This is a genomic window from Aurantiacibacter rhizosphaerae (genome assembly GCF_009807005.1).
GTDB lineage: Bacteria > Pseudomonadota > Alphaproteobacteria > Sphingomonadales > Sphingomonadaceae > Alteraurantiacibacter > Alteraurantiacibacter rhizosphaerae.
The window spans coordinates 1,091,825-1,114,430 of record NZ_WUBR01000001.1; the positions used below are offsets into that span (position 1 = coordinate 1,091,825).

16 protein-coding genes and 1 tRNA gene are annotated in these 22,606 nt (G+C 61.6%); 9 read left to right on the top strand and 8 right to left on the bottom strand.

The genetic code is table 11. The features are described 5' to 3' along the window. Positions 1 to 77: 77 nt before the first annotated feature. Positions 78 to 1,349 (bottom strand): ATP-dependent Clp protease ATP-binding subunit ClpX, encoded by a 1,272-nt coding sequence (clpX, locus tag GRF63_RS05150; protein WP_160484872.1) that lies wholly within the window; start codon positions 1,347 to 1,349, stop codon positions 78 to 80. A gap of 213 nt (positions 1,350 to 1,562) precedes the next feature. Further along, entirely contained in the window at positions 1,563 to 2,258 is a 696-nt protein-coding gene (locus tag GRF63_RS05155; protein ID WP_160484873.1) for an ATP-dependent Clp protease proteolytic subunit, read from the bottom strand. 250 nt (positions 2,259 to 2,508) lie between these two features. On the opposite strand from GRF63_RS05155, the gene GRF63_RS05160 reads away from it, so the two are divergent. Next, complete coding sequence (locus GRF63_RS05160; protein ID WP_160484874.1) at positions 2,509 to 4,605, top strand: TonB-dependent receptor plug domain-containing protein; 2,097 nt, start codon at positions 2,509 to 2,511, stop codon at positions 4,603 to 4,605. Positions 4,606 to 4,810: 205 nt separating this feature from the next. Next, complete coding sequence (locus GRF63_RS05165) at positions 4,811 to 6,934, top strand: TonB-dependent receptor domain-containing protein (RefSeq protein WP_160484875.1); 2,124 nt, start codon at positions 4,811 to 4,813, stop codon at positions 6,932 to 6,934. 126 nt (positions 6,935 to 7,060) lie between these two features. Here GRF63_RS05165 and tig read toward each other — a convergent pair whose 3' ends face one another. Continuing rightward, entirely contained in the window at positions 7,061 to 8,677 is a 1,617-nt protein-coding gene (tig, locus tag GRF63_RS05170; RefSeq protein ID WP_160484876.1) for a trigger factor, read from the bottom strand. A 60-nt stretch (positions 8,678 to 8,737) separates the two neighbouring features. Beyond that, positions 8,738 to 8,822: transfer RNA gene (locus GRF63_RS05175), tRNA-Leu, on the bottom strand. Positions 8,823 to 8,877: 55 nt separating this feature from the next. Between GRF63_RS05175 and GRF63_RS05180 the strand changes: the two genes are divergently transcribed. Both GRF63_RS05180 and GRF63_RS05185 read left to right on the top strand, forming a co-directional pair. Further along, entirely contained in the window at positions 8,878 to 9,225 is a 348-nt protein-coding gene (locus GRF63_RS05180; protein WP_160484877.1) for a hypothetical protein, read from the top strand. A 33-nt stretch (positions 9,226 to 9,258) separates the two neighbouring features. After that, a complete protein-coding gene (locus GRF63_RS05185; RefSeq protein WP_160484878.1) occupies positions 9,259 to 9,543 on the top strand; it encodes a DUF3297 family protein in 285 nt (94 codons plus the stop codon). 88 nt (positions 9,544 to 9,631) lie between these two features. Here the strand turns inward: GRF63_RS05185 and nhaA are convergent, their stop codons facing one another. After that, positions 9,632 to 10,879 (bottom strand): Na+/H+ antiporter NhaA, encoded by a 1,248-nt coding sequence (gene nhaA, locus GRF63_RS05190; protein ID WP_160484879.1) that lies wholly within the window; start codon positions 10,877 to 10,879, stop codon positions 9,632 to 9,634. Between the two features lie 134 nt (positions 10,880 to 11,013). Between nhaA and GRF63_RS05195 the strand changes: the two genes are divergently transcribed. The 5 genes from GRF63_RS05195 (at position 11,014) to GRF63_RS05215 (ending at position 17,182) form a co-directional block, all read left to right on the top strand. Continuing rightward, positions 11,014 to 12,417: a glycosyl transferase family protein gene (locus tag GRF63_RS05195; RefSeq protein WP_160484880.1), complete on the top strand. Its 1,404-nt coding sequence runs from the start codon at positions 11,014 to 11,016 to the stop codon at positions 12,415 to 12,417. Next, positions 12,414 to 13,574: a hypothetical protein gene (locus GRF63_RS05200; RefSeq protein ID WP_160484881.1), complete on the top strand. Its 1,161-nt coding sequence runs from the start codon at positions 12,414 to 12,416 to the stop codon at positions 13,572 to 13,574. The genes GRF63_RS05195 and GRF63_RS05200 overlap by 4 nt, the downstream gene beginning before the upstream one ends. Positions 13,575 to 13,627: 53 nt before the next feature. Continuing rightward, entirely contained in the window at positions 13,628 to 14,542 is a 915-nt protein-coding gene (locus GRF63_RS05205; RefSeq protein WP_160484882.1) for a sulfite exporter TauE/SafE family protein, read from the top strand. Next, positions 14,539 to 15,300 (top strand): TIGR02186 family protein, encoded by a 762-nt coding sequence (locus tag GRF63_RS05210; RefSeq protein ID WP_160484883.1) that lies wholly within the window; start codon positions 14,539 to 14,541, stop codon positions 15,298 to 15,300. The genes GRF63_RS05205 and GRF63_RS05210 overlap by 4 nt, the downstream gene beginning before the upstream one ends. 109 nt (positions 15,301 to 15,409) lie before the next feature. Then, positions 15,410 to 17,182, top strand: a complete 1,773-nt coding sequence (locus tag GRF63_RS05215; RefSeq protein WP_237392289.1) for an ATP-binding protein — start codon at positions 15,410 to 15,412, stop codon at positions 17,180 to 17,182. 255 nt (positions 17,183 to 17,437) lie between these two features. On the opposite strand, the gene GRF63_RS05220 is transcribed toward GRF63_RS05215, so the two are convergent. The 3 genes from GRF63_RS05220 to GRF63_RS05230 form a co-directional block, all read right to left on the bottom strand. Then, on the bottom strand, positions 17,438 to 18,901 hold the full coding sequence (locus GRF63_RS05220) for an MATE family efflux transporter (protein ID WP_160484884.1): 1,464 nt from the start codon (positions 18,899 to 18,901) through the stop codon (positions 17,438 to 17,440). Then, positions 18,898 to 19,629: a 7-carboxy-7-deazaguanine synthase QueE gene (locus GRF63_RS05225; protein WP_160484885.1), complete on the bottom strand. Its 732-nt coding sequence runs from the start codon at positions 19,627 to 19,629 to the stop codon at positions 18,898 to 18,900. The genes GRF63_RS05220 and GRF63_RS05225 overlap by 4 nt, the downstream gene beginning before the upstream one ends. Positions 19,630 to 19,783: 154 nt before the next feature. Further along, on the bottom strand, positions 19,784 to 22,597 hold the full coding sequence (locus tag GRF63_RS05230; RefSeq protein ID WP_160484886.1) for a valine--tRNA ligase: 2,814 nt from the start codon (positions 22,595 to 22,597) through the stop codon (positions 19,784 to 19,786). Positions 22,598 to 22,606 lie beyond the last annotated feature (9 nt).

A 22,606-nucleotide genomic window follows, 5' to 3' on the forward strand; every position in this document is an offset into this window, starting at 1 on the left:
CGGGTGTGAGGCCCTTTCGGGCCTGTGATTATAGCCGGGTAGTGAGAACCGGGTGGGAGGCGGGAAGCAGCAGGCGATTACGCCGCTGCTTCCTTCTTTTTCCCATTGTCGTTGGCCAGCACGCGAACGGGCTCCTTGCGGCCCTCCACCACGTCTGCATCAACGACCACTTCGGACACGTCTTCCATGCTCGGCAGATCGAACATGGTATCGAGCAGCAGGCCCTCCACGATGGAGCGCAGGCCGCGCGCGCCGGTCTTGCGCTTGATCGCCTTCTTGGCGATGGCTTCCAGCGCCTCGTCGGTGAAGGTGAGTTCCACCTCTTCCAGCTCGAACAGCTTGGCGTATTGCTTCACCAGCGCGTTCTTCGGTTCCTTCAGGATCGTGACCAACGCATCGGTATCCAGATCGTGCAGCGTGGCGATCACGGGCAGACGGCCTACGAATTCGGGGATGAGGCCGAATTTCAGCAGGTCTTCCGGCTCGCACTTTTCAAGCATCTCACCGATCTTGGCCTTGGTGGGATCTTCCACGTTGGCACCGAAACCGATGGACCGCTTCTGCAGGCGATCGGCAATGATCTTTTCCAGGCCGGCAAACGCGCCGCCCACGATGAACAGGATGTTGGTGGTGTCCACCTGCAGGAATTCCTGCTGCGGATGCTTACGCCCGCCCTGCGGCGGAACGGAGGCGGTGGTGCCTTCCATCAGCTTCAGCAGAGCCTGCTGAACGCCTTCGCCCGATACATCGCGCGTGATGGAGGGGTTTTCCGCCTTGCGGGTGATCTTGTCGATCTCGTCGATATAGACGATGCCCTGCTGCGCCTTCTCGACATTGTAGTCGGAGCTTTGCAGCAGCTTGAGGATGATGTTCTCCACGTCCTCACCCACGTAACCGGCTTCAGTCAGCGTCGTGGCATCGGCCATGGTGAAGGGCACGTCGAACGTGCGCGCCAGCGTCTGCGCCAGCAGAGTCTTGCCGCTGCCGGTGGGGCCGACGAGGAGAATGTTCGACTTTGCCAGTTCAACATCGCCCTGCTTGCCCGAATGCTTCAACCGCTTGTAATGGTTGTGCACGGCGACGGAGAGCACGCGCTTGGCGCGTTCCTGGCCGATCACGTAATCATTCAGCGTGTCGCAAATGTCGATGGGGGCAGGCACGCCGCCATCCTTGCGACCGCCAAGGCCGCTCTTGGCCTCCTCGCGGATGATATCGTTGCACAGCTCCACGCACTCATCGCAGATGAATACTGTAGGGCCTGCAATCAGCTTGCGCACCTCGTGCTGGCTCTTGCCGCAGAAGCTGCAATAGAGGGTGCTCTTGCTATCTGTTCCGCTCAACTTGGTCATAACCTTCGTCCTATGCGCCCGGTCCTGTGCCTTCGGATAGCACGGGGCGCGGGAGAATCAGCCTACCAATCTAGGGCAGGCATGCTGAATATCAATCGCTTGGACCCTAGCATCCCCGGCTTGCGCCAGCCTGAAGGGACAGGGTTGCCAAAATGCTACAGCCCGCATGACGGCGATTGACGACTGCAAACACCATCCATGCGGGCCGTGCGCCTATTCGCTGTCCTTGGTCGGCGCGCCGCCGGTGCCGTCGCGATCATGCTCCGTATCACCCTTGGGACGATGCGCGAAAACCGCATCTACGATGCCGAATTTCTTGGCTTCCTCGGCCTCCAGGAAAGTGTCGCGATCCATCGCCTTTTCGATATCGGAAAGGCTCTGGCCGGTATATTCGACGTAGAGATCGTTCATCCGCTTGCGAATTCGCAGGATTTCGCGCGCCTGGATCTCGATGTCGGATGCCATGCCGCGGGCACCGCCGCTGGGCTGGTGAACCATCACGCGCGCATTGGGCAGGGCCACGCGCATACCGGGCTCACCCGCTGCCAGCAGGAAGCTGCCCATCGAAGCCGCCTGGCCCACCACCACGGTGCGCACCTTCGGCTTGATGTACTGCATGGTGTCATGGATCGCCATGCCGGCTGTCACCACGCCGCCGGGCGAGTTGATATACATGGAGATGTCCTGCGAATTCTCGGATTCGAGGAACAACAGCTGGGCCACGATCAGGCTGGCCATGTTGTCTTCAACCTGGCCCGTGACGAAGACGATGCGTTCGCGCAGCAGGCGGCTGAAGATATCGAAGCTGCGCTCTCCGCGGCTGGTCGATTCAACGACGACGGGCACAAGTGCGCCGGTGACGGGGTCGGTGGTAAACTGGTCTTTCTTGTCGCCGAACAGGTCGAACATGCGTGGTCCTTCTCTCGTGTTGCGAAGCCTATGTCGCGTTTTGAGGCTGCGGGTTCAAGGGGGTGTGGGCACAAGGCCTTCAGATTCCGTTTATCGGACCCCGTCGATCGTTCGTCGTTTGGTCGGCAGATGGACGGCGTTTGTCGATGAACGGCGGCGCTGACCTCCGGTTTCCCCTGTAACCATCACGATTACAAATGTGGTTGAAGGGTGAGATTGAGGGATGGTTTTGGTTTGGAAGCATTATCTGATGGCCAGTGCAGCCATCGCCGCGGCGGCTGCCGCCAATCCGGCATATGCCCAGGATCAGGAGCAGGACGCGCAATCTGAGACGCAGGCAGACAGCATCGCCCCGCCGCCCGACGCAATCGATACCGCCAGCGGCAAGCGCATATTCCTGCCTGCCGATTTTGCACGCTTCGCCCCGCGCAACGCGCTCGACATGCTGAGCGAAGTGCCAGGCTTTACCGTGCGCGGGGAAGACGGCCAGCGCGGGCTGGGCCAGGCCAGCGCCAACGTGCTGATCGACGGGGAGCGGATAACCAACAAGTCGGACGGGATTTTCACGCAGCTACAGCGGATCGGCAGCGACCGTGTGGAACGGATCGAGATCGTGGATGGCGCGACGCTGGGTATCGCCGGTCTTTCCGGACAGGTCGCCAATGTCATCACCCGGCCCGATCCGCTAAGTGGCCGTTTCACCTATCGCGCGGGCTTCCGCCCCAAATATGCCGAGCCGAGCTTCATCGGCGGCGAGGTGTCGATCAGCGGCGCGGGCGAATCGCTGGAATGGACGGTGGCGCTGTCCAACGGCGTGGGGCGCGGCGGAGCGGGCGGGGGAGAGGCCTTCATCTTCGACCCCGACGGAAACCTGCTGGAAACGCGCGACATCAGCATGCAGTTCGTCGGCGACTTTCCGAAGGTCTCGGGACAGGTACAGTGGACCAGTCCGGGCGGCACGGTGATCAACGCAAATGGCAATTATCGCCGCAATTATGAGAATTATCGCGACTTCCAATTTCGCGATCTGGCCACCGGCGTGGACCGACAGCGAAATTTCGAGGCACGCGATCGCGGGTGGGCCTATGAATTAGGCGGCGATATCCAGTTCGGCCTCGGTCCCGGCAAGCTGAAGCTGATCGGTCTGGAACGCTACAGTCGCAACCGCGGGCGAGCCGATTCCATCCTGGTCTTCGAGGATGGCAGCGCCGACATCGGCAGCCGCTTTGCCTCGTTCACCGAAGGCGGAGAGCGCATCGGCAGGGCCGAATACAGCTGGAACATGCTGGGCGGTGACTGGCAGCTGGATGCAGAGGCTGCGTTCAACCGGCTGGATCGTACGTCGCAATTGTTCGATCTCGATCCATCGGGCGAGTTTGTGGAGATCGCTTTTCCCAATGGCACGGGCGGGGTGACAGAGGATCGCTACGAAACGATACTCACGCACAGCCGATCGCTGGCAGACAACCTCTCTATCCAGATTGGCGCAGGCGGTGAATATTCGACAATCGCGCAAACCGGCGCAGGCGGGCTGACGCGCAGCTTCTATCGCCCCAAGGGCTCTGTGAACCTTGCATGGCAAGCCGAGGAGGGGCTGGATATTTCGCTGGAACTGGCGCGCACGGTAGGACAGCTGTCCTTCGGCGATTTCCTCGCCAGCGTTTCTCTCAACCAGAACCAGCTCAATGCAGGCAATGTGGAGCTTGTGCCCTCGCAAAGCTGGGAGGTCGATCTTGAGGTGGTGAAGGATCTGGGCAGTTGGGGCAGCACGGAACTCACCGTCTTTGCCAGGTCGATCGAGGATTATATCGAATTCATCCCGGTCGAGGGCGGGCTGGAGACGCACGGCAATATCGACAGCGCGACGATTTACGGCATTCGCTGGAACAGCACATTCCAGCTCGACACAATCGGCTTCAAGGGCGCACAGCTTGAGGTCACATTGCAACTGGAAGAATCCGAGCTGACCGATCCGCTGACCGGCGAAAGCCGCAGCTTCGGCGGCCATCAGGACCGTGAGGTGGATGTGGAGCTACGCCACGACATTCCCGGCAGCGACTGGGCATGGGGCGCAGGTCTGGAATACAATCACACCCTGCCATATTACCGGCTGGGAGAGATGGGGCTGAACTATGAAGGCCCGACATACACCTATGCCTTTATCGAGCATAAGGACGTTTTCGGGATGACCGCTAACCTCTCCATCTTTAATCTCACGGATGGACGCGCGTTGCAGGATCGCTTCGTTTACGATGGCTATCGCGATCGCTCGCCGCTGCTGTTCAGAGAGACGCAGGACCTTTCCGTGCAGCCGATCTTCAATTTCAAACTTACCGGGGAATTCTAAAGCCTTCGCCACCACTCGGCGCGCCGTGCACGAATGCGGGCATCACCGTGCGGCCGCGAGTGGACAGGCGTGTGATCGATATGCGAGGGAATGCGAACACTGCGGCCGGACCTGCGGCAGCGGCAAGGCTTTGCCATCGGTTGCTTTACCTGCAAGTTGATCTGGTCTAGCTGTTCGGACATAATCAACCAGGAGAGTAGCCAGCGTGTCCCCCCGCCGTCCGCATGCCGCCCGTATGGCGCTGGTTGCGGCCCTACTTTCTTCCGCAGCGCCGGCTTTCGCGCAGGATCTGGACCCCGCCGATGCCGGGCCTCCCGATGCGGTGGAGGTGCCTTCTGCAGAGCAGTCAGCATCCAGCGCTGCCGCGCGAGAGATTTACGTCCCTGAGGATTTCGAACGCTTCGCCCCGCGCAATGCGGCGGATCTGATTGCGGAGATTCCGGGCTTCGAAATCGATGATGATGGCGGCGGCAGTAGAGGTTTCGGGCAGGCGCAGGAAAACCTGCTGATCAACGGCAGCCGTATCTCCAGCAAATCCACCAGCACGGCAGAACAACTGGCTCGTATCCCGGTGGAAAATGTGATCCGCATCGAAGTGGTGGATGGGGCGACGCTGGATATTCCGGGCCTTTCGGGCCGCGTTGCCAACATCATTGCAAAACAGGGCGGTCTGGCCGGTCAATTTGAATACAAACCTGAATTCTATTCCGGCATAGCCAAGCCCAACCTGTTTGAAGGTGAAGTCTCCCTGTCCGGCAGCGCGGGGCCGGTAAACTTCACGCTGGCGCTGGAGAACGGGGCCTTTGCGCGTGGATCGCAAGGTCCGGCGATCTTTACCGATGCATTCGGCGTGGTGGACGCGCGCGACAATTTCTCGCGTGCCGATTTTAACCGTCCCACCCTCAGTGGCCAGTTCCAGGTGGACCTCGGCCCCGAAACCGTCGCCAATCTAAATGTCAGCGGCGGCCTGCAATATTTCCGCAGCGAGGAGGAGGAGCGGCGGATCGCATCCAACCTGCTTCCCCCTTTCTTCGAAGAATTCGCCGCCAGCAATGACGAGTGGTTTTACGAGATTGGCGCAGACATCCAGTTTCCGCTTGGGCCAGGCCGTTTGAAACTGATCGCGCTGGAAGCTTTCGAACACGGCGATTTTACCACGCAATCGCTGCTGAACCTGGGGGACCTGCCTGCCAGCGGCTCACAATTCGCGCGGCTTAGCGATGAGGGGGAGCGTATCGCTCGCGCCGAGTACGGCTGGGGCATGTGGGGCGCGGACTGGCAGCTTTCGGGCGAAGCGGCGTTCAACCGTCTGGACCAGGTGGGCCGCCTGTTCGATTACGACCCGTTGGCGGACCAGTATGTGGAGATTCCCTTTCCGGCAGGCGCAGGCGGCGTGCGTGAAGACCGGTATGAGGCGCTGCTCAGCGTGGGTTTCCCGCTGACGGATAACCTCTCCCTCCAATTGGTGGGCGGGGGCGAATACTCCCAGATCGCGCAGACCGGGGCCAATGCCCTGTCGCGCAGCTTTCAGCGGCCCAAGGGCACCGTCAGCCTTGCTTGGGCACCAGCGCCGGGCCTCGATATCAATCTGGAGCTTGCGCGCCGGGTGGGACAGCTGAATTTCAGCGATTTCCTCGCCAGCGTGAACCTGACCGACGATCAGGCCAGCGCGGGCAACAACAATCTGCGCCCGCAGCAGAACTGGGATGCGAAGCTTGAAATCGCCAAGAATTTCGGCCCTTGGGGCTCTGCCACGCTGACCCTGTTTGACGAGCGGATCGAGGATCTTGTCCTGATCGTGCCGGTTGCAGGCGGCGGAGAGGCGCGGGGTAATATCGAAAGCGCGCGCCGTTATGGCGCGGTGTTGAACGGACGGCTGGAGATGGAGCCGCTGGGCATTCGCGGTGCGCAGCTGGACGTGCGGATGGAGATAGAGAATTCAAATCTCGCCGATCCGGTCACTGCCATAGACAGGCGGTTCGACGGGAATAACCCGTTCCAGATCGAGCTGGATTTTCGGCACGATATTCCGGAAACCGATTATGCCTGGGGCTTGAATTTCCGCGATACCGAGCGCGCGCCGTTTTATCGCGTGGCAGAGGTCATCTTCGATCACGCGCCCAGCACATTCGGCGCCGTCTTCGTAGAGCATAAGGACGTGTTCGGAACCACGGTTACGGCGCGCGTTGGCAATGTCTTCGGGGCCAACACCACGCTGCTGCGCACGGTCTATGACGGGCCGCGCGATGTCTCTCCCGTATTGTTCAGCGAAGAGCGTCGCCGCCCGATCGGCCAGACCTTCCGCATCTCTGTGGCGGGTAGCTTCTGAAACAACAAACCTCCCCTCCCATGATCGGGAGGAGAGGTTTGAATGTCTTCGTGGGCTCTGAACCGCCAGAGAGTCCGCCCGGTGCCCGCTCCGATCGCCATGGGCGAGGGGAGGCGGGAGGAAGCCTTACTTGGCGTCCTTCTTGGCTGCTGCCTTTTTGGCAGGGGCCTTTTTAGCGGGCGCTTTCTTCGCAGCGGGCTTGTCATCAGCCTTCTTCGCTGCTGCCTTCTTGGCCGGAGCCTTCTTCGCCGCGGGCTTTTCGTCGCTGTCGGCGTCTTTCTTTGCCGCTGCCTTCTTGGCCGGGGCCTTCTTTGCAGCAGGCTTCTCGTCGGCGTCAGCCTTCTTGGCAGGGGCCTTCTTCTTGGCCGGAGCCTTCTTCTTGGCGGCAGGCTTGGCCTTTTCGGCTTCGGCGTTTTCCTCGGCTTCGATGGCAGCTTCCAGCTCTTCGCGGGTCACTTCACGCTCGGTCACGTCAGCCTTGTCGAACAGGAAGTCGACGACCTTGTCCTCGTATAGCGGAGCGCGAAGCTGTGCCTGCGCCATCGGCTCGTTGCGGACATATTCCATGAACCGTTCACGATCTTCGGGGCGATACTGCTGCGCAGCCTGCTGCATCAGCATCTGCATTTCCTGCTGCGAAATTTCCACGCCATTGGCCTGGCCGATTTCGGAAAGCAGCAGGCCCAGACGCACGCGGCGCTCTGCAATGCGACGGTAATCGTCCTTCTCGGCTTCGATTTCCTTGATCGCAGCTTCGGGATCTTCTTCCTTGGCAGCTTCCTGCTGCAGCTGGTTCCAGATCTGCTCGAACTCGGCTTCCACCATGGTGGGCGGCACGTCGAAATCGTGATCGGCGGCCAGCGTATCCAGCAGCTGACGCTTCATCTGCGTGCGGGTGAGGCCGGCGCTTTCCTGCTCGATCTGGCCCTTCATCAGCTCTTTCAGCTTGTCGAGGCTTTCAAGACCCAGGCTCTTTGCGAACTCGTCGTCGATCTTGGTTTCGGTTTCGACCTTCACCTGCTTCACGGTAACGTCGAACTCGGCTTCCTTGCCGGCCAGGTGCGTGGCCTGATAATCTTCGGGGAAGGTCACCGTGATGGTTTTCTCATCGCCGGTCTTCACGCCCGTCAGCTGCTCTTCGAAACCGGGAATGAACTGGCCGGAACCAATCACCAGCGGTGCATCCTCGGCCTTGCCGCCTTCGAATTCCACACCGTCAACACGGCCCACGAAATCGATGATCAGCTGGTCGCCATCGGCAGCCTTCTTGGTCTTGGCGGCGTCCTTGTAGCTCTTCTGGTTTTCGGCAATGCGGCCCAGCGCTTCGTCCATCTGCTCGTCAGAAACAGGGACGGTCAGCTTCTCAAGCTTCAGGCCGTCGATCGAAGGCGCGTCAATCTGCGGCAGCACTTCGACTTCAACGGTCAGCTCGGCATCCTTGCCCTGCTCGTAACCCTCGGCCATTTCCACCTTGGGCTGCAGCGCGGGGCGCAGCTGCTTGTCACGGATCAGGCCATCAACCGATTCGCGCACCGTGGTGTTCAGCACGTCCGCGTGCAGCGCATCGCCGTGCATCTTACGCACAAGGTTGGCGGGAACTTTGCCGGGGCGGAAGCCGGGCATGCGTACCTGGGGTGCAACCTTCTTTACCTCGGCATCGATCTTCGATTCGATGTCCTTGGCCGTAATGGTGACGGTGTAGGCGCGCTTGAGGCCTTCATTGGTGGTTTCAACGATCTGCATTGTACAGCCTTTACTCAAATCTCTGTCCGGTTCTCACATGCCTTGCGTGGCATGCGAAACTGGTGCGGGCGAAGGGACTCGAACCCCCACATCTTGCGATACTGGTACCTAAAACCAGCGCGTCTACCAATTCCGCCACGCCCGCAGCTCAACGAACCGTGCAGGCAGGACGCCTGCGAAACGAAGCGGTGCCCATAGGGGTGGCGGGCGAAAAGGGCAAGGATGACGATGGATGGATTGTGCAAGAGGAACGCCAGGGCGGCGCGGGACGTTTCATCTGCACCAAAAACACAAGGCTGAAGGTTATGATGACAGACACGCAAGATGACGCCCCCGGCAGCGCTTCCGGCGATGGCGAAGCAGCGCGAATCGACCCGCTGCAACAGCCGCTGAGTTCCGAAGAGCTGGCAGGCGATACCGTAAATCCCGGCAAGGATGGCGGTGACGAATTTCCCGACGGACGCGAAGATTTCGATGAACCCGGCCGCGGTCCGTCAGAAGCCCCTGCGCAGCCGGTGCCCGAATTGCCGAACCTTCCGCCCGATTGATTTTTGCGTGGGTGGCTCTAGGGGCTATTGGTCATGAGCGAAGAAACCAGCAAAGACACCCCGCCCGATCACATCTCGATCGATCCGCGCAGCGAATTTTTCGATGCCGACAAGCTGCAGCGCGGCATCGGCATCAATTTCAAGGGCAAGCAACGCCACGATATCGAGGAATATTCGATTTCCGAGGGCTGGGTGCGCGTGCAGGCCGGCAAGACGGTTGACCGCAAGGGCCGCCCGCTGACGATCAAGCTGAATGGCCCGGTCGAAGCATGGTACGAGGATCTTGGAGAGAACCCGCCGATCGCCAAGGCCGATTGATCGCCAAACACAAGTTTCACCACCAAACAAAAAGGGGCACTGCCGGTTGGCACTGCCCCTTTTTTGTCAGACTAGTCTAACAGGTTGATCACACCACCGGGCTGTTTGGATCGTCCGCAGCTTCTTCCGGGTGCGTGGTGGTGAGGCGCAGCACGATATAGCCGAGCACTGCCGAAATCAGCGACCCTGTCAGAATGCCGATCTTGGCCTCGTCCCGCAGGAATGGCGATCCATCGAATGCCAGCTCGCCGATAAACAGGCTCATCGTGAAGCCTATGCCGCACAGGATCGAAACACCCCACACCTCCGGCCAGGAGCAGCCCGCAGGCATCTTTACGATGCCGAGCTTTACAGACGCCCAGACGGTGCTGAAAATGCCCACCTGTTTGCCCACCACGAGGCCCGCCGCGATGGCCAGCGGCAGCGGATCCAGCAGGGCCGATAAGCCGAGCCCGTCAAGGCTGACGCCAGCATTGGCGAAGCCGAAGATCGGCACCACCAGATAGGCGCTCCACGGCACCAGCGAATGCTCCACATTCTCCAGCATGGAATAGCCATCCTTGGAATGCATCGGGATGGTGAAGGCCGCCAGCACGCCCGCAATCGTGGCATGAACGCCCGAATTCAGCACGCAGTACCACAGGATGATGGTGGCAATTACGAACAGCGAGAGGTGGCGCACCCTGGCGCGGTTCATCGCCAGCATCACCAGGAACACGCCCAGCGAGATCAGCAGCCACATGATCTTTGGCTCTGAATAGAAGATCGCGATAATGGCCACCGCGCCGATATCATCGACAATCGCAACGGTAAGCAGGAACAGTCGCAGCGATTTCGGCACGCGCGTGCCCAGCAGGCCGATCACGCCCATGGCAAAGGCGATGTCCGTTGCTGCCGGAATTGCCATGCCAGCGCGATAATCGCTGGCGCCGCCCGTTACGGCCAGGAACACCAGTATCGGCATGGCCATGCCCGCTGCCGCGGCAAGGATCGGCAAGGTGCGCTGCGCCGGGTCCGACAGATTGCCGCTGATCAGCTCTCGCTTCACTTCCAAGCCGACCACGAAGAAAAAGATCACCATCAGGCCATCGTTGATCCACCCATGCAGCGTATCGAGATACATCAGCTTGTCGATATTGCCCGGCACGCTCAGCCAGAAATCGCGCCCGAACAGCGAGCCTTCGAAAAGGCCGCGATAGGCGCCCGCCACCCCGGAATTGGCGATGATTATGGCCACCAGAGCCACTGCGATCAGCAATATCCCTTCAAACGCGTCGGCCTTGAACAGGGCTTTGAAATTGCGAACGGCGGATTTGATGATACTGGGCTCTGACATGGGAAAAGCCCTTCTCCAATAATGCCCGCTTATGCAAGCCTGCAAAACGGAAATGTCCATCGCGCCGCCGCTGTCATTGCCTTTTGCGCTGCAGAGTCTAACACTTAGGACAAATACTTAATTGGGGCGTAGGTATGGGCGAGAATGCCGCGGGGGCGCTGGAATGGCTTGCTCTGCTCGAATATGAATTGCTGCTGTTTGCGGGCTTCTTCTTCCTGCTTGGCGCGATTGACGAGCTTTCGATGGATTTTGCCTGGTTCTGGCTGCGCTTCACCGGGCGTGCCCAAACCCCTGTTCTCAGCCGCCAGCATATCTATTCCAGCCAGCTGACCGGACGGGCCGCGGTGCTGGTTCCCGCCTGGCAGGAAGCGAAGGTAATCTGCGACACGCTTTCCCATGCGCTGGCCGTATGGCCGCAGGACGATTTACGCATTTACGTGGGCGTCTATCGCAATGATCCCGAAACGCTGGAAGCGGCGGCGCGCGGGGCGCAGGGCGATGGGCGCGTGCGCATCGTGGTGCATGACCGGGATGGCCCATCCACCAAGGCCGATTGCCTCAACCGCCTGTTCAGGGCGATGCAGCAGGATGAGCTGCGCGAGGGGCGAGAGGCGCGCATGGTGGTGCTGCACGATGCAGAAGACATGGTGGATTCCGCGGCGCTGGTTCTGCTGGACCGCGCCATCGGCACATCCCAGTTCGTGCAACTTCCCGTCCTTCCCATGCCGCGCAAGGAAGCGCGCTGGATCGGCAGCCATTATTGCGAGGAATTTGCCGAGGCGCATGGCAAATCCATGGTTGTGCGAAACGCGCTGGGCGTCAGCCTGCCCGCAGCCGGAGTGGGCTGCGCCTTCGATCGGCGCACGCTGGAAAAGATTGCCCGAAAGTCCGACCGTGATGCACCGTTTGACGAGGATTCGCTGACGGAGGATTACGAGCTGGGCATCAATGTGGCGGCCATTGGCGGCAAATCCAGCTTCCTGCGGGTGAGGGGCGAGAACGGTCACCTGATCGCCACGCGCGCCTACTTCCCCGAAAAGCTTGGCCATGCCGTGCGCCAGAAGGCGCGCTGGATGCATGGCATCGCCTTGCAGGGGTGGGACAGGCTGGGCTGGACCGGTGGCCCCGGTGAATGGTGGATGCGCCTGCGCGATCGGCGCGGCCCGTTGTCCGCCGTCGTGCTGTTTGCGGGCTATTCTCTGATGGTGCTGGCGCTGTTGCTGGCGGGCCTGCGATATGCCGGCATGTCCACCCCATGGCAGCCAAGCGGCCTGCTGCTGGCGCTGCTGGCCTTCAACATCGCCAGCTTCGCCTGGCGCGCGTTCATGCGATTCAATTTCACGAAGGCGGAGTATGGCTGGCGAGAGGGGCTGCGCGCCGTCACCCGGATACCCGTGGCCAATGTGATCAGCATCATGGCCGGATATCGCGCGCTGTTCGCCTATACTAAAACCCTGCGCGGTGAAGCGCCGCATTGGGAGAAGACCGCGCATGATGCGCATCCCGCGCGCACGTCCGCGCTGGAATATGCGCGATGAACGCAGCGCCATCGAACAAACGCGGCTGGCCGCTGCTGTCGCTTGCCATCGTGCTGGGCAGCTGGGTGCTGCTGCGTGCGGCCTTTTGGGAAACGCCTTTTTCGTCTGCGATCATGGCCACCGCCGATAAGGATCGGCCATTGCAGGCAGCGGCGCCAACACAGGTGGCTGCGCCTGCCCAGAACAGTCCGGCATCCACGCGGGTGCCGGACACCGTGCCCGCACCGCTGCCCCATCGCCCGGTTTATGAACCGATAGAGCGGCCTGACTTTGAATTCATCCCGGCCGACAATCGTCCACCGCGCACCGCCGCGGGCAGGGCAGGCCTGCTGGCCGCCGACAGGATCATTGCCCATTCGCTGCTGCTGGCCGCTGCTTATGGTAATGCTGGCGGCGATGGATCGCAGAAAAGTCGAACAGCCTCGCCGGGGCCGGGCGTGGGACCGGTTGCAACGGGCGTCTTCAACGCACCTGAAGCCGCGCGGGGATTTGCGCAAGGTTCGCGCGCTAGCCGGTGGTCCATGGATGCATGGGCACTGTGGCGCGATGATACCACCACGCCGCTCACATCCGGTCGGCCAAGCTATGGCCGCAGCCAGGCGGGCGCGATCCTGCGATATCGCATCCTGCCATCCAGTGATCATGCGCCGCAGCTTCATCTGCGCGCCACGCGGGCCTTGGCCGGAGTGCGGGAAACCGATGTCGCGCTGGGCGCGTCCGCACGGCCTTTGCCTGCCGTACCCATTCGCCTTGCGGCAGAGGCGCGGGTGAGCGAGACGGATCGCGGCAGGGAACTGCGCGGCGCGGCCTATGCGGTAACCGAACTCCCGCCGGTGGCGCTTCCGGCAGGCTTCACTGGAGAAGCCTATCTGCAGGGCGGCTATGTTACCGGAGATTTCGCCACGCCGTTTGCCGATGGGCAGGCGCGCGTGACGCGCAAGCTGGCAGGAACGGACGATTTCCGGCTGATGGCGGGCGGGGCCGCATGGGGCGGGGCGCAGGATGATGCGCAGCGGCTGGATATCGGGCCAAGCGCGGGGCTGCATTTCCGCGTGGGCCGGGCGCGCGGGCGGATCGCGGCCGATTATCGCTTCCGCATCGCTGGCAATGCAGAGCCTGCTAGTGGCCCTGCGCTCACACTCACGGCAGGATTTTAAACAAAGCGCGCATTCATCTTCAATCAACCGCGCCTTTGCACTAGGCGCAGGTCATGGATGTCTATCTCCCCATTGCCAATCTTGCTGTCGACGGTCTTGTTATCGTCGCGCTGGGCGTGGCCACGGGCATTCTTTCGGGCGTTTTCGGCGTTGGCGGCGGTTTTCTCACCACGCCGCTGCTGATTTTCTATGGCATTCCGCCCACCGTCGCCGCCGCATCTGCCGCGACTCAGGTGACGGGCGCCAGCGTATCGGGCGTTTTCGCCCACAGCCGCAAGCAGGGCGTGGATTACCAGATGGGCGGCGTGACCGTGGCCGGCGGCATGGTGGGGGCACTGCTGGGCGCGGTGATTTTCAACCTGCTGCGTTCGGCAGGCCAGATCGATGTCGTCATCAACGTGCTGTATGTCGTGATGCTGGGCACCATCGGCGGGCTGATGGCGCGAGAGAGCCTGGAATCGCTGCGCCACCCTGCGGGAAAAACCAGCCAACGCCCGGCCAAGCGGCGGCACCATCCCATGATCGCCAGCCTTCCCTATCGTTGGCGCTTCTATCGCTCCGGCCTGTATATCTCACCACTGGGGCCGCTGATCCTGGGCGTGGTGGTTGGCATCCTCACCATGCTGATGGGTGTGGGCGGCGGCTTTTTCATGGTGCCGGCAATGCTCTATATCCTCGGTATGAGTGCAAAGGTCGTGGTGGGCACCAGCCTGTTCAACATCCTCTTCATCACCATGCTGGTGACGATGGTGCACGCCTTCACCACGCGCGCGGTGGACATCGTGCTGGCGGGCCTGCTGCTGGTGGGCTCGGTTACCGGCGCGCAGCTTGGCACCAAGATCGCCAGTTTTGCAAAGCCGGAACATCTGCGGCTGGTGCTGGCCACCATCGTTCTGGCGATTGCCCTGCGCATGGCCTTCAACCTAGGTGTGCGGCCTGACGAGGTTTATACGGTGGTGCCGCTATGAGGTGGATTGTCGCCCTTCTGCTGGCCCTTGCCACGGCCCCTGCCGCGCTGGCGCAGGATCGCGACCCGATCCTGGTGCCCGAAATCTCTCAGCACGATATCGTTCTGCGCCAGGGTTTCACCGGCGCCAACCTGCTGCTGTACGGGGCCGTTCTCGATCCGCAGGACCGCGCCATCGAATATGATATCGTGGTCGTCCTGAAAGGCCCGACAGAGCCGATCCAGGTGCGAGAGAAAGAGCGCGTGTTCGGCATCTGGATCAACGCCGAGACCACCTCCTACCGCTCCGTACCGTCCTTTTACGCGATGGCCAGTTCGCGCCCCGTTCTGGATATCGTGGATGAACGCACGGCAGCGATTTACGAACTGGGCCTCAGCTATCTCCAGCTTTCGCCAAGCGGCTCCATCAACCCGGCAGAACAGCAGCGTTTTTCCGAAGGTCTGGTAGACTTGCGTCAGCGCCAGGGGCTGTATGCGCAATATGACGAGGGTGTGCATATTTCCCAGGGCGTGCTGTACCGGGCGGATATTCCCATCCCCTCCAACGTGATTTCCGGGCGTTATGTGGCGGAAACCTTCGCCATCACCGATGGCCGGGTCATCTCTTCCGCCACATCTGAAGTGCAGGTTTTCAAGAAGGGTTTCGAGCTTGGCGTGGAGGAAGCGGCGAATGATTATGCGTTCTTCTACGGGCTGTTTGCCGTGGGGCTTTCGGTGTTCATGGGCTGGGCCGCGGGCAGACTTTTTGCCATGATCTGACGGGGTTGGGGCACTCCTGTGTGCTCCACGGTGCGCGGGGTTTATGCGATTTTAACCCCGTCCGCCCTATCGCAAGCCGACACCACATTGGCAGCGAGAACCTGTAATCATGACTGAAATGCCCGGACGATCCAGCTTCAATTCCGTGCCCGCCGCCGATACGGGCGCTCCGCAACGTCCACATGAGGCAGAGGCTCCTCGCGCGCCTGCTCCGGCACAGGCGCAGGCCCCGCAACAGCCCGCAAACTCCGCCACCGCTGAGGACAATGAGCAGGAAGCCGCGCGCCAGCCGATCGGCGTTGTCCTGGATATCGCCGGTTCGGGCTCCCAGATCGCGCTGGATCTGGAACGGCTGAACGAATGCATGGATCATTCCGATCCCTCCATCGCGCTTGCCGGGCAGGTGGGCAGCCAGATCAAGATCCGCACGCGCGACGGCTGGTTGCTGGCATCCGTGCGCAATCAGAAGCAGGATCGCCGCGGCGCCGCCAATTCCGTGGTCGCGAACATCGATTTCATGGGCGAGGGCAAGGAAGAGCGGCTGACGGGCAAGATCCACAGCTTCCGCCGCGGTGTGACCCGCTATCCCATTCCCGGCGCGCTGGTGTTTCCTGCCACGACGGAAGATTTGCGCCAGATCTACGCCTCCGACGGGCGCAGTTCCATTCAGATCGGAACGGTCTATCCCACCACGGATATCCGTGCAGGCATGTATATCGATGCGATGCTGGGCAAGCATTTCGCCCTGCTGGGTTCCACCGGTACGGGTAAATCCACCAGTGCCGCACTGATCCTGCACCGCATATGCGAGGCTGCGCCGCAGGGCCACGTGCTGATGATCGATCCGCACGGCGAATATTCCGCCGCGTTCAAGAACTATGGCATGATCTTTGACGTTTCCAACCTGCAGATGCCCTACTGGCTGATGAATTTCGAGGAGCATTGCGAAGTGCTGCTGAAATCCAGCGGCAACGATCTGCAGAACGACAAGGACATCCTTGCCAAATGTCTGCTGGCGGCGCGCGGCAAGAACCGTCTGGCGCAGAGCATGGGCAAGATCACCGTTGATTCGCCCATCCCTTATCTCCTCTCCGACCTCACCAATTTCGTGCAGGACGAGATGGGCAAGCTGGACAAGGCCACCAACACCGCGCCCTATATGCGCATCAAGACCAAGATCGAGGAACTGAAGGCCGATCCGCGCTACCAGTTCATGTTCTCTGGCATGTTGGTGGGCGATACGATGGGAGAATTCCTGTCCAAGATCTTCCGCATGCCCGGTGACGGGAAGCCGATTTCCATCGTCGACGTGTCGGGCGTGCCGTCCGACATCACCAGCACCGTGGTTGCCGTGCTCAGCCGCCTGGTGTTCGATTTTGCGATCTGGGGCCGGAACGAGAAGACCCATCCGATCCTGCTGGTGTGTGAGGAAGCGCACCGCTACGTTCCCAACGAGAAGAACGCTGAGAACAACTCCGTGGGCCGCGTGCTGTCGCGCATTGCCAAGGAAGGCCGTAAATACGGTATCTCCCTGGGCCTGATCACGCAGCGACCGTCGGACCTTGCAGAAGGCGTGCTGTCGCAGTGCGGCACGATCATCTCGATGCGTCTCAACAACGATCGTGACCAGGCCTTCGTGAAGGCCGCCATGCCCGAAGGCGCGCGCGGCTTCCTCGATTCCATCCCCGCATTGCGCAACCGCGAATGCATCGTCTGCGGCGAGGGTGTGTCCATTCCGATCCGTGTCTCCTTTGATAACCTTGAAGAGTCCAAACGGCCCGCTTCCGAAGATCCCAGCTTCGTGGAGCTGTGGAACGAAGGCGGCGGCGAGGAAGATGCCGTGTTCCGCACCGTGCAACGCTGGCGCGCGCAGGGCACCTAATTTATCGGGCCCCTCAGGCGCCGGGCGCAGCGCGTCCGCGCTGCTTGGCTTTCCTCGCATAAGCTCGGGCGCGCGGTCGCGCTTGCGGTCGCTTTTCGCGACCGATACCCGCGCTATGCTTGAGCCCGCTAACAGCCGGTCCGCGCCAAGCGGACCGCAAGGCCGAACGGCCGCCCGCAGCGGGCGCAGCTTGCTGCGCATCTAGCGAGGACGATTGCGCGGAGGCGCAATCGATAAACAAACTAACTCACCACCCTACAAATCCGGGGTCATGCGTCCTGCCACCAATCCATCGGTATGGCTGCCTTCCTCTGCCGTGCGCGGGCCGATGGGCTGTTCGCCGCGCCAGTTCCAGCGGTAGTAGAACAGCCAGCCAAGGATCAGGCCCGACATGGCCGAGAAGGGGTAGGACAGCCACAGGGAATCCGCGCCCAGCCAATCGTAGGTGGCATAATAGAAGCCCAGCCGCGCCGGGAATACGGCCAGCCCCATGATCAGCAGCGGCACCCACACCGCGCCTGCTGCGCGCATGGTGGCGGTGTAGACCATCAGCACGCCGAAGATCACGAAATTCCAGCTGGCCAGCAGCTGGATATGCCGGGCAATGTCCACCGCCGGACTGTCCGGCCCAAGGAACAGTTCCAGCACCGGCCGATCGAACAGCAGCAGGGCCAGCGTCATCATCCCGGTGAAGGCCAGATTCAGCAGCAATCCCGCGCGCGTTACGGCGTGCAGATCGTTCCACTTGCCAGCGCCGATATATTGCGCCGCCATCGCGCTGACAGCGCCGCCGATGGCCATGGCGGGCATCTGGATATAGGTGAACAATTGCATGGTTGCGCCATAGGCCGCCGTCGTCATCAGCCCTTCGCGGTTGACCAGGCCGACAAGGATGATGCCCGCAGCCGACATCACCAGCATCTGCGCGCCCATCGGCAAGCCCTTGCTGACGATAAAGCCCAGTTCTGCGCGCGCGGGCACGAGATAGCGCAGTTCCCTGCCACGCAGCCGCAGTGGCAGATCGCGGCGATAGACATAGATCACCATGGCCACGAAGGATGTCATGCTGGCAACGATGGTGGCCGTGGCGGACCCCGCGATGCCCATTTCGGGCACTGGCCCTATTCCGGCAATGAAAACCGGGTTCAGCACTGCATCGATCAGCACGGTCACGCCCATGAAAATCAGCGGCGTTTTCGCGTCACCTGTACCGCGCAGGCCCATGCTGAGGATGATGGAGATCATGCCAAATGGCATGGAGAGGAATATCAGCCGCAGATAGATCAGCGCCAGCGGATAGGCGCCGCCCGGCGTTGCCAGCGCGCGCAGCAGCGCCGGGGCCAATGCAAAACCGATGGCCGCAATCAGCACCATCAGCAGGGCGCAAAAGCCCACGGCCGTGCCGAATGTTCGCCGCGCCCCGTCGATATTGCGCGCGCCCCAGCGCTGACCGATCAGCACGGTGGCGGCCATGCCAAAGCCAAAGGCCATGCTGGCCACCAGAAACATCACGATATTGGCATTGGCCGTGGCCGCCAGCGCCTCCTCCCCGATCAGCCGACCCACCCATATGGCGTTCACCGTGCCAGACAGCGATTGCAGGATATTGGTGAGCAACGCGGGAACGGCGAACATCAGCAGCGTGCGCGGGATCGGGCCCTGGGTCAGGTCTCCGCGGATTTCCGGCGGAGGAGCGGCAGGCTCGATCGGATCGCTCATGTTCCGCGCGTGTCTCCGAACAGGTGGATATGCAACCGGTCCGACAGGCGGAACCCGTGTTCCAGGCATAGCGGCACCAGCCATTCCATGCGGGCGCGCAGGGTTTCGCTATCGGTCCCCTCCGGCATCAGGAAGATACGGCCCGCCGGGATCATGTGCTGTTTAGCAAGGCGCAGCACCTCATCCACATCACCCGGCTGGGCCAGCACGAACTTCAGAAAGGCGCGCCCGTCCGTGGCCCAGCGATCCAGCATTTCAGGCTTCAGCGCGAGGTCCGCCGGATTGCCGCTGTGCGCCAGCTTCGGGCTGACGTTGTACTGGTCTACCCGCACGTCCAGCCGCGCGAGCGGATCGACGGTGCCATTGGTTTCGATCTCCACCTGCATATCGGGCAGATGCTCCAGCATTTGCGCCAGTCTGCCCGCCTGCAACAATGGCTCCCCGCCGGTGATGACGAGGCGTTTCTGCCCGGTCGCGGCGATTCTACGGGCCACATCTTCCTCGTCCAGTTCAAGCAGGTTGGCCTTACGCTCGAAATGCTCGCCGGATCGGTGCGGGCGATCGTCGCCCTCGAAATGCCAAGTATAGGCCGTGTCGCACCACACGCAGGCAAGGTTGCAGCGTGACAGGCGCAGGAAGGCAACCGGCATGCCGGCGCTTGGCCCTTCGCCCTGGACGGAGGCGAAGATCTCCGGTTCGCCGGGGGCCTGTGTGGCAAGGGTCAGCATGGCCCAATCCAACTAATGTGGAACACCTGGAACACTGTCCTGGGCTGAAAAACGCTTCCGCCCGAAAACGGGTGCAAATCACTGGGGCAGGGGCGGGCTGTGCGGATCATGTCAGCCGGTCTGCCACATCGGGGCGAAAGTAGGAAATCGCAGGTTACCCCAGCCGTTCAAGCGCCGCAGTCAGCCGCTCTGCCTCTGCCGTGTGGTGGGTGAGATCGGCGCGGGCCTTCTCCACCGCTTCGGGCTTTGCCCGATCCACGAAATTGGCATTGCCAAGGCGGCCTTCCAGTGATTTCGCTTCCTTCTGCGCGGCGGCCAGCGCCTTTTGCAGGCGGGCACGCTCGGCCTCGATATCGATCACGCCTTCCAGCGGCACCACGAACACATCGCTGCCCGTTCCCACCTGCATGGCCGCGCCATCGGGCGCTTCGCCCACGGTGATGGGGGAGAGACGCGCAAGACGCTCAATCGCCGCGCTGCTGCGGTCGATCACGCTTTGCGCCAGTGCCGATGGGTTTGCGATGAATGCAGGCAGCTTCTCGCCCGGCGAAATGCCCAACTCGTTACGTGCGCCGCGCGTGGCGGTGGTGAGGGCGATGACCCAGTCGATGGCGTCGGTGGCGTCCTTGCTAACCTCGGCGCGGGGCTCCGGCCACTTGGCATGGATCAGGTCATATTTGCGCGTCCCCTGCGCGTGCCAGAGTTCCTCGGTCACGAAGGGCATGAAGGGGTGGAGCATCACCATGATCTGATCCAGCGCCCAGCCGGCCACTTCGCGGGTTTCGGCCTGAATCGGGCCGTCGTCTCCGGATTGGAGGACGGGCTTGATCAGTTCCAGATACCAGTCGCAGAACCTGTCCCACGTGAAGTGATAGACGAGATTGGCGGCGGCATCGAAGCGCAGTTCTGCCATCGCCTTGTCCAGCGCCTCCACCGTCTGCTGCACTTCGCCGATGATCCACTGGTTGGCGGCAAGGCGGGCGGCGGGCGCTGCGATGGTGCTGGATGCGCCAATGCCATAGCCCTGGCAGAAACGCGTGGCATTCCAAAGCTTCGTGGCGAAGTTGCGATACCCCTCCACGCGCTTTTCATCCATCTTGATGTCGCGGCCCTGGCTTTCCATCGCCGCCATGAAGAAGCGCAGCGCATCGGCGCCATATTTGTCGATCAGGCCCAGGGGATCGACGACATTGCCCTTCGACTTGCTCATCTTGGAGCCGTCTGCCGCCCGCACGAGGCCGTGCAGATACAGCTTCTCCCACGGGCGCTGATCCATGTTGTAATAGCCCATCATCATCATGCGGGCATCCCAGAAGAACAGGATATCAAAACCGCTGATCAACAGGCTGTTGGGATAGTGCTTCTTGACCCGCTCCTCCGCATCGGGCCAGCCGAGCGTGGCGAAGGGCCACAGGGCGCTGGAGAACCACGTGTCGAGGACGTCGGGATCCTGCCAGAGATGGATCGTCTTGCCGATGCCGCCGCCTTCCGCGTCAAGCGCGGCAGACTGGCTTGGTGCCATGACAATGTCCGCACCGTCATACGGAATGTAGTCGCGCGCCTTCGCTTCCACCGCCGACGTTTCCATCGCCACGAATGGCTTTGGTATGTCGTATCGCAACACACCATCGACAACGGAAGGCCCGTACCAGGCCGGAATCCGATGCCCCCACCAAAGCTGTCGACTGATGCACCAGGGCTGGATGTTTTCCATCCAGTTGAAGAACGTTTTCTCCCAGGTCTTGGGGACGATCTCGATCTCACCGGATTTTACCGCATTGATCGGTGGACTGGCGAGACGCTCCGCATCGACATACCACTGGTCGGTCAGCCAGGGTTCGATCACCACGCCGCCGCGGTCGCCGAAGGGCGTCGCGATTGTACGCGGCTCGGCGTCGAGCTCCTGCTCCTCGCCCTTTTTCGTCTTGGTGATGTGGGTGACGAGGTGGCCGCTGTCCTTCAGCATCTCGACCACGCGGGCACGCGCTTCGAACCGTTCGAGGCCGAGCAGTTCGTCGGGGATCAGCCCGTCGGCGGTCTGGCAGACGTTCGCATCGGCATCCAGCATGTTGAGCATATCAGCCGGAGCAATCCCGGCACGCTTGCCGACCTCGAAGTCGTTGAAATCATGCCCCGGCGTGATCTTCACCGCGCCAGAACCCAGCTCAGGGTCGGCATGCTCATCCGCCACGATGGGAATCTCGCGGCCCGTGATCGGCAGCTTCACCTTCGCGCCGCGTGCCACCAGATCCTTGTAACGCTCGTCCTCCGGGTGAACCGCCACGGCCATATCGGCCAGCATGGTTTCAGGCCGCGTGGTGGACACGCGAATGTCTCCGCTGCCGTCCGACAGGGGGTAGATGAAGGTCCAGAACGAACCCTTCACATCCTTCGTTTCCACCTCAAGGTCGGAGATCGCGGTGCGCAGCTTCGGGTCCCAGTTCACCAGCCGCTTGTCACGGTAGATGAGGCCATCGTCATAAAGGTCCACAAACACCTTCAGCACGGCCTTGGTGAAATGCTCGTCCATGGTGAACTGTTCGCGGCTCCAGTCCATCGAACAGCCCAGGCGACGCAGCTGGCGCGTGATCGTGCCGCCCGATTCTTCTTTCCATTCCCAGACCTTCTGGACGAATTCCTCGCGCGTGTAGTTGGTGCGCTTGTCCTGCCGCTCCTCCATCTGGCGTTCCACCACCATCTGCGTGGCGATCCCTGCGTGATCGGTGCCCACCACCCACAGCGCATCCTTGCCGCGCAGCCGCTCGTAACGGATCACGATATCCTGCAGCGTGTTGTCCAGCGCGTGGCCAATATGCAGGCTGCCCGTTACGTTGGGCGGAGGATTGACGATGGTGAAGGGTTCCGCATCCGGGCGATCCGGACGGAATGCGCCGGTCTCTTCCCAATGGGAATACCACTTCGCCTCAATCGCGGCGGGATCGAAAGTCTTGCTCAATTCACTGGTCATGGTTGAGGC

Excerpts from the sequence above, each read along its gene's own strand:
- clpX (WP_160484872.1), bottom strand. The coding sequence starts at position 1,349 with ATGACCAAGTTGAGCGGAACAGATAGCAAGAGCACCCTCTATTGCAGC.
- GRF63_RS05155 (WP_160484873.1), bottom strand. The coding sequence starts at position 2,258 with ATGTTCGACCTGTTCGGCGACAAGAAAGACCAGTTTACCACCGACCCC.
- GRF63_RS05160 (WP_160484874.1), top strand. The coding sequence starts at position 2,509 with ATGGCCAGTGCAGCCATCGCCGCGGCGGCTGCCGCCAATCCGGCATAT.
- tig (WP_160484876.1), bottom strand. The coding sequence starts at position 8,677 with ATGCAGATCGTTGAAACCACCAATGAAGGCCTCAAGCGCGCCTACACC.
- GRF63_RS05185 (WP_160484878.1), top strand. The coding sequence starts at position 9,259 with ATGAGCGAAGAAACCAGCAAAGACACCCCGCCCGATCACATCTCGATC.
- nhaA (WP_160484879.1), bottom strand. The coding sequence starts at position 10,879 with ATGTCAGAGCCCAGTATCATCAAATCCGCCGTTCGCAATTTCAAAGCC.
- GRF63_RS05195 (WP_160484880.1), top strand. The coding sequence starts at position 11,014 with ATGGGCGAGAATGCCGCGGGGGCGCTGGAATGGCTTGCTCTGCTCGAA.
- GRF63_RS05200 (WP_160484881.1), top strand. The coding sequence starts at position 12,414 with ATGAACGCAGCGCCATCGAACAAACGCGGCTGGCCGCTGCTGTCGCTT.
- GRF63_RS05205 (WP_160484882.1), top strand. The coding sequence starts at position 13,628 with ATGGATGTCTATCTCCCCATTGCCAATCTTGCTGTCGACGGTCTTGTT.
- GRF63_RS05210 (WP_160484883.1), top strand. The coding sequence starts at position 14,539 with ATGAGGTGGATTGTCGCCCTTCTGCTGGCCCTTGCCACGGCCCCTGCC.
- GRF63_RS05215 (WP_237392289.1), top strand. The coding sequence starts at position 15,410 with ATGACTGAAATGCCCGGACGATCCAGCTTCAATTCCGTGCCCGCCGCC.
- GRF63_RS05220 (WP_160484884.1), bottom strand. The coding sequence starts at position 18,901 with ATGAGCGATCCGATCGAGCCTGCCGCTCCTCCGCCGGAAATCCGCGGA.
- GRF63_RS05225 (WP_160484885.1), bottom strand. The coding sequence starts at position 19,629 with ATGCTGACCCTTGCCACACAGGCCCCCGGCGAACCGGAGATCTTCGCC.
- GRF63_RS05230 (WP_160484886.1), bottom strand. The coding sequence starts at position 22,597 with ATGACCAGTGAATTGAGCAAGACTTTCGATCCCGCCGCGATTGAGGCG.